We start from the raw sequence: 17,374 nt of genomic DNA, 5'->3' as shown, positions 1-17,374 counted from the left end.
GGGGATGTGTGTTTCTTGGGGCCGAGGTGTCGGCATGAACACCCTCCCATACGCCTGGGCCAAGGCCCAGCGCCTGGTGTTGCGCCAGTCCGAAGAGGGGGCGGTGCTGATGGTGTGCCCGTCCACGCCGGGCTGGTCCATCAGTGAAGTGCGCCGTCAGTTTGGCGAAGTGCGGCTGGAGCGAGTGCGCGACGAGGAGCTTGACGGGCTGCTCAACAGTGCTTATGCCGACACCGGCAGTGCTGCCGCGGTGGTGGGCGCGGCGGAGAACGAAGTCGACCTCGACCGGCTGATGCAGGACATCCCCGAGATCACCGACCTGCTGGACACCCAGGACGGCGCGCCGGTGATTCGCATGATCAATGCCTTGCTGACCCAGGCCGCACGGGATGAGGCCAGCGACATCCACATCGAACCCTACGAGAGCCATTCGGTGGTGCGCTACCGCGTCGATGGCACCCTGCGCGATGTGGTTTCGCCGCGCAAGGCCCTGCACGGTGCGCTGGTGTCGCGGATCAAGATCATGGCCCAGCTCGACATCGCCGAAAAACGCCTGCCCCAGGACGGACGTATCGCCTTGCGGGTGGCTGGGCGACCAATCGATATCCGCGTCTCGACAGTGCCCACCGGCCACGGCGAACGGGTGGTGATGCGGTTGCTGGACAAGCAGGCCGGGCGCCTGCAGCTGGAAACCCTGGGCATGGATCCGGACGTACTGGGCAAACTCGATCACCTGATCCGCCAGCCCCACGGCATCGTCCTGGTCACCGGCCCCACGGGCAGCGGCAAGACCACCAGCCTCTACGCCGCCCTGGCCCGGCTGGACGCCAGCGTCCACAACATCCTCACGGTGGAGGACCCGGTGGAATACGACCTGCCGGGCATCAGCCAGATCCAGGTCAACGCCAAGATCGACATGACCTTTGCCCTGGCGTTGCGGGCGATTCTGCGCCAGGACCCGGACATCATCATGATTGGCGAAATCCGCGACCTGGAAACCGCGCAAATCGCCGTGCAAGCCTCCCTCACCGGTCACCTGGTGTTGGCGACGCTGCACACCAACGACGCGGTGTCGGCCATCAACCGGCTGATCGACATGGGGGTCGAGCCGTTCCTGCTGGCCTCGTCGATGCTCGGCGTGCTGGCCCAGCGACTGGTGCGCAGGCTCTGCCCGCAGTGCAAGCAGCCGGATCCCGCCACGCCCGGCACCTGGCGTCCGTTGGGTTGCCCGAGCTGTAACCAGACCGGCTACAGCGGGCGCACCGGGATCCATGAACTGTTCTGCATCGACGATGACATCCGCACGCTGATTCACCAGGGGGCAGGGGAGCAGGCACTGCGCGCCGCCGCTCGCCAGGCCGGCATGTTCAGCATGCGCGAGGATGGCGAGCGCTGGGTGCGCAGTGGCACCACGGCCCCTGAAGAAATCCTGCGTGTGACACGGGACGCCTGATGAATCGCTATCGTTTCGAGGCCGCCGACGCCCAGGGCAAGATCGAATCCGGGCACTTGGAAGCCGACAGCCAGGGGGCGGCCTTCAACCTGTTGCGCAGTCGCGGGCTGACGGCATTACAGGTGCAGGTCGAGCGCAACACGACACCGGCCAATGGCGGTGGCTTGTTCAGCGCCAAACTCTCGGACAACGACTTGGCTTGGGCTACCCGGCAACTGGCAAGCCTGCTGGGCGCGAGCCTGCCGTTGGAAGCCGCGTTGAGTGCCACGGTGGAGCAGGCCGAGCGCAAGCACATCGCCCAGACCTTGAGCGCGGTGCGCGCCGATGTGCGCAGCGGCATGCGCCTGGCCGAAGCCCTGGCGGCACGCCCCCGGGATTTTCCGGAAATCTATCGGGCGTTGATTGCCGCCGGTGAAGAGTCCGGCGACCTGGCCCAGGTGATGGAGCGATTGGCGGACTACATCGAAGAGCGCAACAACCTGCGGGGCAAGATCCTCACGGCGTTCATCTACCCCGGGGTGGTGGGGCTGGTGTCGGTCGCCATCGTGATTTTTCTGCTCAGCTACGTGGTGCCCCAGGTGGTCAGTGCATTTTCCCAGGCCCGCCAGGACTTGCCCGCGCTGACCGTGGCGATGCTCACTGCCAGTGATTTCATTCGTGCCTGGGGCTGGTTGTGTTTTGGCGTGCTGGCCGGTGGGTTCTGGACCTGGCGCATGTACTTGCGCAAACCGGCGGCGCGCTTGAACTGGCACGCGCGGGTGTTGCGCCTGCCGCTGATCGGGCGTTTCGTACTGGGCCTCAACACCGCGCGCTTTGCCTCGACCCTGGCGATTCTCGGCGGAGCCGGGGTGCCGTTGCTGCGAGCGCTCGAGGCCGCACGCCAGACGCTGTCCAACGACCGCCTGAGCCAGAGCGTCAGCGAGGCCACGGCCAAGGTTCGCGAAGGGGTCAACCTGGCGGCGGCGCTGCGGGTGGAAAAAGTCTTCCCGCCGGTGCTGATCCACCTGATCGCCAGCGGCGAGAAAACCGGCTGCCTGCCACCGATGCTCGAACGCGCCGCGCAAACCCTGTCCCGCGACATCGAACGCCGGGCCATGGGCATGACTGCGTTGCTGGAGCCGCTGATGATCGTGGTCATGGGCGGTGTGGTGCTGGTGATTGTCATGGCGGTGCTGTTGCCGATCATCGAGATCAATCAGTTGGTGCAATAAACCGCCCTCTACTGGTTGACACAAATCTTGTGGCAAACACAGGTCCTGTGGCGAGGGGATTTATCCCCGCTGGGCTGCGCAGCAGCCCCATGCCAGCCCAGTCAATTCGTCTGATACACCGAGACGGCAGTTGTGAAGGGCGCTTCGCACCCCAGCGGGGATAAATCCCCTCGCCACAAAAGCACACCGAGCAAAATAGATGTTGACGCCGTCAACACCTCCCGAGCCTCACCATCGCCAAACTCGGGTTCCTCGTTCTGTCATCTTCCGCCGCCCGGCAACCATCCGCCGCCATCTTCGCGACCAGCCCTTGCCGCCCTCCCGAAAAAACCGCCTGAACCCACGGCGCAGAGCCCTCGAACACCCGAGGAAAAAACTCGAAAAACAGCCCTCAGCTCCCGAGGTTTTTTCCTTTATCTGTCACCGGAAACTGCGAATTTCTAACCCATGGCCTCACCCCATCGCCACCGGCACAGGACCGAGCGCCATGACGGCAAGCACGCGTCACCCAACCTACGTACGAACACGATGAAAGGAGATTCTTCATGTTTAAGCGCAACGTTCTCGCGGTATCCCTGACCCTCGCCGGCCTTTGCGCCGCTCAGGCCGCCATGGCTGATGTCAATGGCGGTGGTGCTACCTTGCCTCAGCCGCTCTATCAGACTTCCGGCGTACTGACTGCCGGTTTTGCCCCCTACATCGGCGTGGGCAGCGGTGCTGGCAAGGCTGCTTTCCTGACCAACGACTACACCAAGTTCGTGGCTGGCAACACCAGCAAGAATGTGCACTGGGCTGGCAGCGATTCGAAACTCAGCACCACTGAACTGAACAACTACGTCACTGCTCACGGTGCAGCCTGGGGCCCACTGATCCAGGTGCCTTCGGTCGCCACTTCGGTTGCCATTCCGTTCAACAAGACCGGCACTGCCAACGTTGACCTGAGCGTCAACCAACTCTGCGGCGTGTTCTCCGGCCGTCTGACCGACTGGAGCCAGATCACGGGTTCCGGCCGTACCGGCGCGATCACCGTGGTTTACCGTGCCGAGAGCAGCGGCACCACCGAGCTGTTCACCCGCTTCCTGAACGCCAAGTGCGCTGAAACCGGCACCTTCGCTATTACCACCAACTTTGCCTCCAGCTACAGCGGTGGCTTGCCAGCCGGTGCTGTGGCCGCTACTGGTAGCCAGGCCGTCATGACTGCCGTGAACGCTGCCCAGGGTCGCATCACCTACATGAGCCCGGATTACGCCGCAACGACTCTGGCCGGTCTGGGTGACGCTACCAAAGTAGCCCGCGTTGCCGGTGTTTCCCCAGCCCCAGCCAACGTATCGGCCGCCATCGCCGCTGTCGCGGTACCTGCCGTCGCCAACCGTGCCAACCCGAACGCCTGGGTACCGGTGTTCGCCGCTACCACCAACCCTAACGACCCAAGCGTCGTGGCTTACCCAACCACTGGCTACCCGATCCTGGGTTTCACCAACGTGATCTTCAGCCAGTGCTACGCCGACGCAACCCAGACCACCCAGGTGCGCAACTTCTTCAGCCGCCACTACGGTTCATTGACCAACAACGATTCGGCCATCACTTCCAATCGTTTCGTGCCGCTGCCTTCGGCCTGGAAAACCGCTATCCGTGACTCCTTCGTCACTGCTTCGAGCGGCCTGAGCATCGGCAACACCAGCGTCTGCAATGCCATCGGTCGTCCGTTGTAAGCCCACGCTTGAACGACCTGCAATACCTGATCAGCAACGGCGTGAGCCGTTGCTGATTTTTGCGTAATGACTGAACCGACACAGCCACATGAAATTTTCATGACAACCGTTCGGTCCCGCCGCCCTGTAACCGCCTAACCCCTATAACCAACGCTGGCAGCTTGATGGCACTGCGTTGCGCCCTTAGAGCGAACCCGAAAGGATAAGTAGGATGCTGCGCTGCAAACCCCAGACGACCCTGAATGCTTCCCGTCGCGATGGCGAATTGTCGATGTTGCGGCTCAAGCCGTTGGCCCACGCCATTGCCCTGCTGCTGGTGGCCGGCAATGCCCAGGCGGCGACGGCGTTCAGTTCGGCGTGGTTTGCCGCCAAGGGCGCGTCCCCGTCCGGTGGCGCGGCACGGCCCACGACGGCGTTGCCAGGCATGCCGCCGCCCTTGGCGCAACAGCAACGGGCCAATGCGCAGTTGCAGCGTTCGCTGACCAACCTCAACAACACCGTGGCCGCCATCGCGGCCCAGCAGGCGGCGCAGGCCGCCGGGCGGCAAGCGGCGTTCGGGCAGGTGCAGGTCGTGCCCGACGGGCTGGGCGAGGGCGGGCTCAAGGTCGACAACAGCCTGACCCAGGGTTGGCTCAACGCCAAGGGACCGCAGCAGACCCAGGCCGGCGGCAAGACCACGGTGAAGATCGAGCAGACCGCCGACAAGGCGATCCTCAACTGGGAAACCTTCAACGTCGGGCGCAACACCACGGTGGATTTCCAGCAGCAGTCGGACTGGGCCGTGCTCAACCGGGTCAACGACCCGCAGGCGCGACCGAGCCAGATCCAGGGTCAGATCAAGGGCAACGGCACGGTGATGCTGGTCAACCGCAACGGCATCATTTTCAGCGGCAGCAGCCAGGTCAACGTGCGCAACCTGGCGGCGGTGGCGGCGAATATCAGCGATGAGCAATTCAGCCAGCGCGGCTTGTATGTCGATGCCACCGGCACCCAGCCGACCTTCACCGATGCCGCCGGCAAGGTCGAAGTGCAACGCGGTGCGCAAATTGAAACCCACCGCGCCGCCACTTCCACCGCAGGCGGTGGCTATGCCTTGCTGTTGGGCACGGAAGTGGAGAACGCCGGTTCCATCATCACCGCCAAGGGCCAGACCACCCTCGCGGCTGGCGACAGTTTTTATATCCGTCGCGGCCAGGGCACCAGCGGCAACTCGCGCTCCACCACTCGTGGTAATGAGGTGGCGACGTCGCTCAAACCGGGCAGCAGCGCCGGCACGGTGATCAACAATGGTCTGATCCAGGCCAGCACCGGCGACATCACCCTCACCGGGCACAATGTGCAGCAGAACGGCGTGGCGGTGGCCAGCAGTTCGGTGGACACCCGCGGCACCGTGCATTTGCTTAACGCCTTCAGCGACAGCACCGGTAGCGTGACCCTGGGGCAGGGCAGCGCCACCGCCGTGCTGCTCGACGCCGCGGGCGGAAGTGCACTGGATAGCCAACGCAATGCCGGGCCCGCCGGCCTGGATGGCACGCCGAACAACCTGATCACCGGTCAATTCAACAACCTCAGCAGCGTGGTCGACCGTAGCGACCAGTCCCGGGTCGAGATCGTCAGCGGTGGCAGCGTCGACTTCCAGAACGGCTCCATCACCCTGGCCACCGGCGGTCAGGTTGCGGTCAGTGCAGCCGGTCGCAGTCTGGTGCGCGATGGCGCGGTAATCGACGTGTCCGGCGCCATCGGTGTCAAGGTGGCGATGGAATCCAATTCCATCAAGGTCAACGTGCAGGGCAACGAACAACGGGATGCGCCGATCAACCGCGAAGGCGGCAAGCTGACCAACAACGATGTGTGGGTGGACGTGCGCGACCTGGTCTACGTCCCGGCGGGCACCAACGGCTACGCCACTGACCGTTGGTACACGGCGGGTGGTCTGTTGGAGGTTGGCGGTTATCTCGGCACCCGTGGGCACAGCGTCGGTGAGTGGGCGGCCCAGGGTGGTACCCTGACGTTCACTGGCAACGATGTGGTGACCCAGCAAGCTGCTCAGTTGAACCTGTCCGGCGGTACTCTGGATGTACAGAGTGGGTACTTGCGCCAATCCTGGCTCAAGGGCGCCAATGGTCGTCTGTATGAGCTGTCCAAGGCCCCGGGCGACATCCTCTACACCGGCATCTACAAGGGTTATGAAGATCACAGCCAGCGCTGGGGCCAGACCGATTACTACTACAACCCGCTGATCGCCCCGCGCGAGCGTTTCGAGGCCGGCTACACCGTCGGCCGCGATGCCGGCAAGCTGGTGGTGTCGACCCGCAACGCCGTGCTGGAAGGCCAGATCGTCGGCGAGGTCTATCAGGGCGAACGCCAGACCCAGGCGCCGAACCTCAACCTCGACGGCTACCAGCAATCGCAAAACGCCGTGGCCCGTCGGGCGCAATTATGGGTGGGCAGCTACACGCCGATCTATGACAAGACCAGCGGCGTGATCAACAGTGGCCTGAACCCCACCTTCGATCAGGTCACCCTTGGCAAGGTGAGCGACAAGCTTGCGGGGCTCGACCTGACCTCGGCGGTCGGCACTGATCGGCAAGGCAAGCTGGTGCTGGACAATGAGTTGCTCAATGGCTTCCAGCTCGGCGCGGTCAAGGTAGCGGCGGCTGAAGGCATCAAGGTCGATGGGGCACTCAAGGTCGCCGATGGCGGCGATATCACGCTTTATGCACCGCAGGTCGAGGTGAATGCCGACCTGACGGCCCGCAGCGGTCGCATTGCCTTGGGTAACGTGCTCAAACAGGTCAGGACCGATAATTTCCAAATGGCAGACGTCACACTTTCACCCGCCACGGGACAGCGGGCGACGGTCACCTTGGGCGAAGGCGTCAAGCTGAACACCGCCGGGCGCTGGAGCAATCTGCTGCTCGACGGCAACGACCGCCAAGGCCTGCCGTTCATCAACGGCGGCAGCGTGTCCGTGCGTAGCAGTGGCGATATTGATGCGCAGCAGGGCAGCCTGATTGACGTCAGTTCCGGCGCTGCCGTGATGGCCGATGGCAAGACTCGCGGCGGCAAGGGCGGGGACTTGACCTTGACCGCGAGTACCGGTGCATCGTCCGGTAACGGCGACTTGAACCTGGAAGGTGAACTGCACGGTACCGGCGTGAGCGGCGGCGGGACCTTGAAGCTGGCGGCCAGCAAAGTGCTGATCGGCAACAGCGGCACCCCCCTCGAACCTGGCACTCTGCAACTGGGCGGCGATTTCTTCGACAAGGGTTTCTCCGCCTATGACATCACCGGCAACGAAGGCCTCACTGTGGCCGACGGGACCCGGGTCGATGTGACCATGCCGGTGTATCGTTTTGGTGAGCAGGCGTTGGTTACCGCTAGCGACGCGGAGCCGGTCGCTGTCTTGCAGCGCTGGACGCCGGAGCTGTATCAGGAGGACGCGATCAAGGGTGTGCTTACCCAGCGTCGCGGCGCGAGCCTGAGCCTCACTGCCGGTACTGCGAATTCCAGTGCCGCTGACATGGCGAGCACGGCATTGAGCTTGGGCAACGGCAGCGTGATCAGCGTCGATCCAGGGCAGGGCATCGATGTGCGCAGCATCGGTCAGTTGACTGCCAACGGCACCCTCAACGCCTGGGGCGGTCGGGTTAGCCTCACCGGATTGAGCGTCACCGGTGCGGATGGTGAAGCAGTCAACGCTCAGGGCCACGGTCGCTCCATCTGGCTGGGCGAGCAGGCGTTGATCGACGTCTCCAGTCGAGCCGTGACCGCCCAGGATATGCGCGGTCAGACCTATGGCCTGGTGCGCGATGGTGGGCAGATTGTCATTGGCGGCCAGATCGATACCGCCAAAGGATCGGCTGAGGCCTCCGAATTGTTCGTGGTGGTGCGCGACGGTGCGCGTCTGCAAGCGGACGGCAGCCAGACCGTGCTGGATATTCCCGGACAGGGGCGCACATCGGTGGCGAGCAATGGCGGCAGCATTTCCCTCGCGTCGGCCAATGGCTTGTACTTGGACGGCGAGTTCAGCGCTCGTTCGGGTGGGGCAGGAGCGGCAGGGGGGAGTTTGTCGGTCGCCCTGGAAGCGCCCTATTACCCAAACAATTCGGTCAAAGACCGGGTCTTGCAATTGCGAGAGCTGGTGCTGGAGCAGACTGCCCAGACGAGCGGGCTGGAGGGTAATGCTGAGACAGCGGCTGATTCGTTAGTCTACGGTCGCGGGCGGTTAGGTGTGGATCAGGTCCAGTCAGGCGGCTTCGGCAACTTGGCGCTATTGAGCAATGGCCTGTTGAGCACCAATGGTGATGTGTCGCTGTCCCTTGGCCAGAGCTTGAGTCTGTATGCTCGTGGCTTTGGGCCAAGCTCAACCGCGCCAGCCAATACTCATGTCCAACTTAATGCTCCCCATGTGTTGCTTTCGGGGCCGGCGGCCGGTCGACCGAATCCGGACGGGTATAACCGGCCAGCGGTCGAGGGCGGCGGTGTATCGCTATTGGCAAACAAGGCAGTGTTTTCCATTAACGCAGACCTGCTGGATGTACAAGGTAACGTGATATTCAGCGGCAAAGGTACGCTGAGGCAGGCCGACGGCAGCACAGTCGAGGTGGAGCGTGCCGGTTTCGACCGGGTCCAGCTGCTCAGTCGGGGCGATCTACGGTTCCTGGCCGGATTCTCTAGCGCCTATATGCCGGAAGGCTTTACTACGCAATTGCTGACTCCCTCGGACATGGTCTTGCAAGCAGCGCAGCTGTATCCAGCCACCGGGGTTGGAGCTCGGATATTGGCAGGGTATGGCTGGGGGACTGAGCCCGGTAGCGGTATCAGGCTCTATGACCCGAGGCGTAGCCTGGTCATTGGGCGTACCACCCAGGTCACACCACAAGTGCCTTATTCGGTATTCGGTCGCTTGCAATTAGGCAGCGCGAAGATCGAGCAGGGTGGTGTCGTCCGAGCACCTTTGGGCTTGCTTGAAATCGGCACAAACAGCGCGGAGGGTATATCGGCCCGGGTCGACCTGTTGCCGGGCAGCCTGACATCGGTCAGTGGTCTGGGGTTGGTGCTGCCTTATGGCGGCACTGTCGACGGACAGAATTATCAGTACGCCGGAAAGAAGGTTGTGTTGCTGGGGCAAGGAGCGGTGCCCTCTGGCAACGGTGACCTGAATATCGGTGTGATTCTCGGCGGCAAGTCGGTGGCAGCCGAGGAAGAGGCAGTGCTCGACCTCTCCGGTGGCGGTGAATTGCTCGGCGCCGGTTTTATCTCCGGCCGTGGCGGCTCCACCGATGCGCGTTTCAACCCGCTGGTGCAAATGGGCGCCAATGGCGGTTTCACGTTACCGGGGCTGTCCAGCAATCCGGTCTACGCCATCGTGCCGGGCAATCAGAGCCTATACGCGCCGGTTGCTGCCGAAGGGGGGGCGGTGGACCCACGGGTCGGTCAGCAGATCACCATTGGTGCCGGTGTGCCCGGGCTGACCGCCGGTACTTACACGCTGATGCCGTCCACCTACGCCTTGTTGCCGGGCGCGTTCCGGGTCGAGGTCAATGGCTTGGCGGGACAAGGCGCCACAACGGGCGCGCAACAAATGCGCAACGGTTCCTGGACCACCGCCGGGGTGCTGTCGGTGGCCAATACCGGGCAGCGCAACAGTTTGTCCAGCCAGGTCATTCTGACTTCGGGCGATGAGCTGCGCCGCTATTCGCAATATAACGAGACGAGCTACGCGCAGTTCGCCCTGGCCGATGCTGCCCGCCTGGGCGTGCCTCGGGCAATGTTGCCCGTGGACGCCAAGACGTTGAAATTGAACCTGGCAAAGGGCGCGGGGGATCAGGCGTTTTCCTTCAACGGCACCGGCAAGTTCGCGCCTCAGACGGGGGGCTACGGCGGTACCGTCGCAGTGGTGGTGGGCGCCGGGAGCGCATTGGAAGTGGTTGCTGACGGGCGTGGGGCCACGGCCGGCTTCGACGGCGTGACCCTCAATGCCGCAAGCCTCAATGCATTAAAGGCTACACGCCAAGTGATTGGCGGCCAGTTTTATGTTGACTATGGTCAGGGAGGGAACTACATCACGCCGCAAAGGGTGTCCCGCAGTGTTGCGTTGCGTGAAGGTGCGATCCTGTCGGCGCCCGAGGTATTGCTCCTGGCCGATGGTGGCGAGCTATTGGTGGAGCAAGGCGCGGCCATCAACACCATCGGGCAGGGCAAGGCCGCGTACGATGCCCGCGATGGCTTTATCTATAACCTCAATGTGAAGAACCAGAATTACAACATGCTGGCGGCCTCCAACGGCTTGCTCAACGTGTTGGCTCCGCAGTCGGGTGCTACAGGTTCGGTCAATATCGGCGGGTGCAGCCTGACACCGTGTAGCGGCGTGACTCGGATTCACTCCGAAGGCAGCATCATTGCTGCCTCCGGCAGCAGCCTGGAGTTGGACGACCAGGTGCGCTACGGCACCCGTCACCTGACCCTGGCCCTGAGCAATATCAACGTCGGCACCGCCCAGGCATTGAGCGATGCGTCGGGGCGCAATGTATTGCCTGCCGGTCTGACCCTGAGCCAGACCGTCCTGGATCGCCTGTTGCGCGGGGACACTCAATATGGTGCTCCAGCCCTGGAAACCCTTGAACTGTCGGCCAGTCAGGCGCTGAATTTCTACGGCACCGTCAGCCTCGACACCTATGATTCGACCACTGGCAAGTCGCGCCTGAACAACCTGATGCTCAGCACCCCGGCCATCTATGGCGCCGGCAACGCCAATGACGTAGCGACCATCCGCACCGCCAACCTGATCTGGAACGGTGCCGTCGGCGCACCGGGCTCGGTCATCGCCGGCGGGGCCGGCACCGGCGCCGGTCGCCTGGACATCCAGGCCCAGCGCATCGAGTTTGGCTACGGTGAATTCGCCCAGCCGAGCTCGGTCACCACCCTGGACCGTCTGGCCCTGGGCTTTGCCAACGTCAACCTCAGCGCCAGCGAGCGTCTGACCGCCAACCACAAAGGCAGCCTGGCGGTCCATCAGACCCAGGGTGCATACGACCCGAAAACAGGTTTCTCCTACAGCGGCGGCAACCTGAATATCCTCACTCCGTTATTGACCGGCGAAGCCGGTTCGATCAACCGCATCAGCGCGGGTGGGGCGATCAACGTAGCGGGTGCGAGCGCTAAGCCGGGCACCGTTTCCGGGCTCGGTGGCGAGTTATCCCTCAAGGGTGCCAGCCTCAACCTGGCCAGCGCGGTGGTGCTGCCCAGTGGCAAGCTGACCCTGAGCGCGACCCGCGACCTGACCCTGGCCGATGAGGCGCAGATCGACGTGGCGGGTCGCACGCTGACCTTCAACGATGTGACGCGCTACAGCGCTGGCGGCGAGGTGATTCTGCAAAGCCAGAACGGCGACATCCGCCAGGCCGATGGCTCGACCATCGACGTCTCTGCCCGCAACAACCAGGCCGGCCGGCTCAGCGCCGTGGCTGTGGACGGGGCGGCGGGCGTGGTGGACCTGCAAGGGCGGATTCTCGGCAGCAGCACCGGCGGATACGACGCCGGCGGCACCGCCATGCCGTACTTGGCCGGCGGTGTGGAGATCCAGGCCCAGCGCCTGGGCGACAGCGGCAGCCTCAGCGAGCAGTTCGCGGCGTTGAACCAGCGGTTGAACGATGGGCAGGTCTACGGCTCCCGTGGCTTCCAGCTCAAACAGGGCGACCTGGTGATCGGCAACGGGCTCAAGGCCTCGACCATCAGCGTGTCCCTGGATAACGGCGACCTGTTGGTCAACGGCAAGGTAGACGCCAGCGGCGAGCGGGTTGGCAGCATCCGGCTGGCGGCGGGGCGCTCCCTGACCCTGGGCAGCAACGCGGTACTCGATGCCCACGGCAATCGCCTGCGGGTGGACAGCTACGGCAAGATCATCGACTCGCCGAACCGTGCGATCGTCGACCTGACCTCCCGTGCCGGTGTACTGACCTTGTCGGACGGCGCCCGCATCGATCTGCGCCATGGCACCGCGGCACCTGCCGGGCGGCATGACGGTCGCGCCCGTGGCACCCTGGAACTCAATGCCCGGCGCGCCGGTCCGGCTGCGACCCACGGCGACATTGCCATCGATGCCAGTGGCAACCTGGACATCCAGGGCGCGCGGTCCATCGCCGTCAATGGCATGTGGCAGTACAACGACGCGGAGTATGGCAGCGACCCGGCGGCCAGCGGTCGTCCTTATCAGGTCATCGACCAGGCGTACCTGGACCGCAAGCATCAGGACAGTACAGCCTTCATCAACGCAGCGCTGGACAACGACGATTTAATGCAACGCAAACTCGCCGGCCTGAACAACGCCCGTTATGCCGATGCGTTCCACTTGCGGCCTGGCGTCGAGATCGTCAGTGCGACCGCCGACGGTGACCTGGTGGTGCAGGGCGACCTGGACCTGTCCGGCTATCGCTATGCGAGCGTCAATCCGCACACGCAGAAAACTGCTGTGTACGGCTCCGGCGAGGCCGGTGCGTTGACCCTGCGCGCCGGGGGCGACCTGAGCATCTACGGCAGCATCAACGACGGTTTCGCACCTCCACCGGCCACGCAGGATGACAAGGGCTGGGTGCTGCTGCCCGGCATCGACTTCACGGGTGGCGACATCGTCGTACCCGGTGCCGGTGTGACCTTGGCCGAAGGCACGGCCTTCCCGGCGGGGACCACGTTGAACTACGACTTGCCGATCAAAGGCGTGACGTTGGCGGCGGGGACCCGATTGCCGGTGGCGGCGATTCTCGAACAACCACTGGAGCTGCCCGCCGGCACCGTATTGGCGGCCGCCGTGCACGATGCCTCCGGCAATCTGCTGTTTGCCGCGGGCACCTTGCTGAACCAGGCCCAGACCCTGCAAGCCGGCTCGCAACTGGGGGCCGGCAGCGTGTTGAGCGCACCCACCGCGTTGCTCGGTTTCACCTGGCCGAAGGGCGTTGCGTTGCCCAATGTGGCGAACGCGGGCAATGTCCAGAGCAACATCCTCAGGCTGGACCGCAGCCTGGCGCTCAACCGTGGTTCGCTGATCCCGTCCGGTACCGAAGTGAAGTTGCCCGATGGCGTCGAGTCGATCCAACTGCGTCCGGAAATCGCCGGCAGCCAGGGGCGGATGTGGGCCGTCGCACCGATGCTCGCCGAGGGTACGCAGTCCTGGTCGCTGCGGTTGGTGGCCGGGGCCGATACGGCAGCGGCGGATAGCCGTATCGTCCAGCCGGAACCGGTGCATGGCGACTTGCGCTTTGCCGATAGCCACTACGGGATGTTTGGTTCGCCGGTGCCGGCCAAAGGTACCTTTCGGTGGACCCAGCAAGGCGTCGATGAGCTGGCGGGCGCAGGGATCACAGTAGAGCTTGGCCAAACCGTCGATCTGGCAACAGTGGGCAATTTTGGTTACGACTCGGTTGACGCGTTCTGTGCGGATTTCGCCGGTATCTGCGCGTTGCAGGCCTCTTACAAATGGACCAAAGCCGCGGAGGACGAGCTGGCGGGTTCCGGTTATCAGGTCAAGGCAGGGGAGCCGATCGATGCTTCGGCTGCCCAGTTTTTTGGCTTCGACTCGGTCCAGGCTCTTTGCGACGCCGCGCCCTCGGTCTGTGCCCCGGCCAGCGTGGACTACAAGCTGGTCGCCGGCAGTACCCGCCCGAGCGTTATCCGCACCGGCACCGGCGACCTGGAACTGCTCAGCGGCGGCAGCCTGCGCATGGACTCGTTGTTCGGCATCTACACTGCCGGCACCTCGTCAACGCCGACGTTCCCGGGCGATCCCTACAACCAACCCAAAGCCCTGGGCGCCAACGGCAAGGTGCTCAACGACGAGAATGGCAGCTACGAAAAACTCGTGGATGGTGGCACAGAGAGCATCTACCGCGCCTGGTATCCGGATGCGGGCGGGAACCTGTTGCTCAAGGTTGGCGGCGATCTCAGCGGCAACTTGACCGCGCCTGCCGCCACCCCTATCGGGCGACCGAACCCTACCGATAAGGGCCAGGATTCGGCCAATGTTGGCAATTGGATCTGGCGCCAGGGCAACGGTGATTCGGTGAACGGCCAGCCGACGGCATGGTGGATCAATTTTGGCAGCTATACCGCGTCGACAGAGTCAGGAGGCGCTGATCAGATGGCCGGTTTCACCGGGTTCGGGACCTTGGGCGGCGGTGATCTGGATGTGCAGGTCGGTGGCGATGCAGGCGTGTTGCGCCGACTCGCTGGTAACAGCTTCAACACCAACATCAACCCGCGCAGTCAGGGGCTGGTGCTCGCGGTTGGCAGCACTGGAAGGGTCGCCGCCGATGGCAGCCTGCAGTTGACCGGTGGCGGCGATCTCAACCTGCGAGTGGGCGGCGCCTTGAACCCTGAGAGCCTTTATCTGGATGGGCATCTCAACGGTGTGGTCACTAACCTGCGGGGGCATGCGCAAATCGACAGCGGTGCCATCGGCCGGATTGACCTGCGCTATGGCAACCAGGTCTCAGACCAATCCCCTGGCGAGACGCGAGCCTACGATCCTTTCCGGTCCACCCGTGGGGTGGCGTCGGGTGGGCTGACCCTGATGCCGGGGGATGCGACCTTCAATCTTTCGACTCAGGGCGACCTCGTTGTGCAGGACGTCGCCGACCCGGGCCGAGCGCCGATGATGAGCGTCTCGCCGTTTAGAAACGGGTCGGCCAACGGTTCGGGGATAAGTTGGTTTTCGTTGTGGACAGCCAACACGGCCATCGACCTATGGTCTTCCGGGGGCAACCTGACGCCGTTGACGGTGGGTTTGGAAACGGACCTGGCGGTGGTCTATCCGTCGATCCTGCGCGCCGTGGCGGCCAGTGGCAGTCTTTACTACGGTGAGGCCAAGACCCTTGGCATGGGAGGCTACGATGGCAGCTTTCGCTCGGCCTTGCTGCTGGCGCCTGGTGGTAACAGCGAGCTGCTGTTCCTGGCTGGCGATTCCATCTATGGCGGTGACCTGACGGTCAGTCGTTCCGGTGCTTCGTCAGCGGCCTTGGCCATGCCGTTGCGGCCGGCCTTTATAGGGCTGGTCAATGGCAGCGTGGTGGTCAGCAATCTCTCGGCCGACGGTAACCGTGTGACCTCCACGACGAACCTGCCGCTGTTGGCTTTCGACAGCAGCACCGCCTCAAGCGAGTGGGGCGCCCATACCGATCCTGCCCGCTTCTATGCGCTGCGGGGAGTGCGACTTGTTGTCGATCAATACTGGCCGGGCCATGACCTACGCCAGCACGACCGACAGCCGCTTGGGACAAACTGCCTACGAGGGTGCCGGCCCGGTATGGATGATGGCCGGACGTGACATTGTCAGCAGCGGTATCCCTCTGAGCGGCGGCCGAGGCGGGGACGCGAATAACGGTGGGAACTACACCGTCGCCGGCAACCTCTTCATCCACAACAACCCCAGCGACATCTCCATCGTCTCAGCCGGGCGCGACATCCTCTACAGCAACTTCAACGTCGCCGGCCCTGGCCTGCTGGAGATCACCGCCGGGCGTAACATCCTGATGGACGACAAGGTCAGCATCACCAGCCTCGGCGCCGTGGTGCCGGGAGATTCGCGCCCTGGCGCGAGCCTGGTGTTGCAGGCCGGCGCGGGCCTCAACGGCGCGGATTACGAACGCTTCGTCAAGGCCTACCTGGACCCGGCGAACCAGGCCCTGGCCGGTGTGCCGCTGGCGAACCAGGACGGCAAGGTCGCCAAGACCTATGAAACCGAATTGGTGGATTGGCTGGAGAAGCGCTTCGGCTTCAGTGGCGACAGCGAACAGGCCCGCAGCTACTTCGCGGCGCTGCCGGCCGAGCAGCAGCGGGTGTTTGCCCGTGACGTGTACTTCGCCGAGCTCAAGGCCGGTGGTCGTGAGTACAACGAAGTCGGCGGCGTGCGCCAGGGCAGCTACCTGCGCGGGCGAGAGGCTATCGACTTGTTGTTCCCGACCAAGGATGTGGCGGGCAATCCGATCACCTACAAGGGCGACATCACAATGTTCGGCGGGGCGGGGGTGCACACCGATTTTGGTGGCAGTATCCAGATGCTCACCCCGGGTGGCGGACAGACGTTCGGCATCGAAGGCAACGCGCCGCCGTCCACCGCCGGGGTGATCACCCAGGGTGAGGGCGATATCCAGTTGTATGCGCAGAACAGCATCCTGCTGGGGCAGAGCCGGATCATGACCACCTTTGGCGGTTCGATCCTCGGCTGGTCGTCTCAGGGCGACATCAACGCCGGCCGGGGTTCGAAGACCACCGTGGTGTACACGCCGCCCAAGCGCTTGTACGACACCTGGGGCAACGTGACGCTGTCGCCGTCGGTGCCGAGCACCGGGGCCGGTATCGCTACCCTCAACCCCATTGCCGAAGTGGCGCCGGGGGATATCGACCTGATCGCGCCGCTGGGTACCATCGATGCGGGGGAGGCGGGAATCCGGGTGTCGGGCAACGTCAACATCGCGGCGTTGACCGTGGTGAACGCCGCCAACATCCAGACCCAGGGCAAATCCACCGGCGTGCCGCTGGCGGCTTCGGTGAACACCGGGGCCATCACCTCGGCCAGTTCCGCGGCGTCTTCGGCTACACAAGCGGCTGAAGACGTGGCCCGTCAGCAACAGAACGCGGCGCGGCAGAACCAGGCGTCGGTGTTCACGGTGCAGGTGGTGAGTTTTGGCTCCGAGCAACTGGCCCCGTCCCGCGATGGCGCCAACCGCGACGCGCCTCGGGCCTATGACCCGGCCAGCCCGGTGCAAGTACTGGGCGCGGGTCCTTTGGACGAGCAGAGCCGCCAGCGGCTGACCGAGGAGGAGCGGGGGCGGTTGAGTTTGTAGGGATTGAGCTTGCAGTGAGGTGGGCTGTGCTGGCCTCATCGCGAGCAAGCTCGCTCCCACAGGGATCCGGGTGTTCATGATTTTGCATGCACCACAGAGCTATTGTGGGAGGCAGGTGTTCATGAGTTTTGCATGCACCACAGCGCCCATTGTGGGAGC

3 protein-coding genes and 1 pseudogene are annotated in these 17,374 nt (G+C 64.0%); all 4 read left to right on the top strand.

Annotated elements, in window-relative coordinates:
* Positions 1-34: 34 nt before the first annotated feature.
* The 4 genes and pseudogenes from gspE (at position 35) to AB7M32_RS20260 (ending at position 17,215) form a co-directional block, all read left to right on the top strand.
* Positions 35-1,453, top strand: coding sequence for a type II secretion system ATPase GspE (gene gspE / locus AB7M32_RS20275; protein ID WP_454251118.1), 1,419 nt, complete (start codon positions 35-37; stop codon positions 1,451-1,453).
* Positions 1,453-2,664: a type II secretion system inner membrane protein GspF gene (gene gspF / locus AB7M32_RS20270; protein ID WP_072404455.1), complete on the top strand. Its 1,212-nt coding sequence runs from the start codon at positions 1,453-1,455 to the stop codon at positions 2,662-2,664. Before gspE ends, gspF begins: the two co-directional genes overlap by 1 nt.
* Before the next feature lie 545 nt (positions 2,665-3,209).
* Positions 3,210-4,376, top strand: a complete 1,167-nt coding sequence (locus tag AB7M32_RS20265) for a substrate-binding domain-containing protein (RefSeq protein ID WP_454251117.1) — start codon at positions 3,210-3,212, stop codon at positions 4,374-4,376.
* 211 nt (positions 4,377-4,587) lie between these two features.
* A pseudogene (locus AB7M32_RS20260) lies at positions 4,588-17,215 on the top strand (filamentous haemagglutinin family protein).
* Positions 17,216-17,374: the final 159 nt, after the last annotated feature.

It is taken from the genome of Pseudomonas sp. R151218B TE3479 (assembly GCF_053629195.1).
Note: the sequence above shows the minus strand (reverse complement) of the source record. Positions and strands in the feature narration are given on the sequence as shown.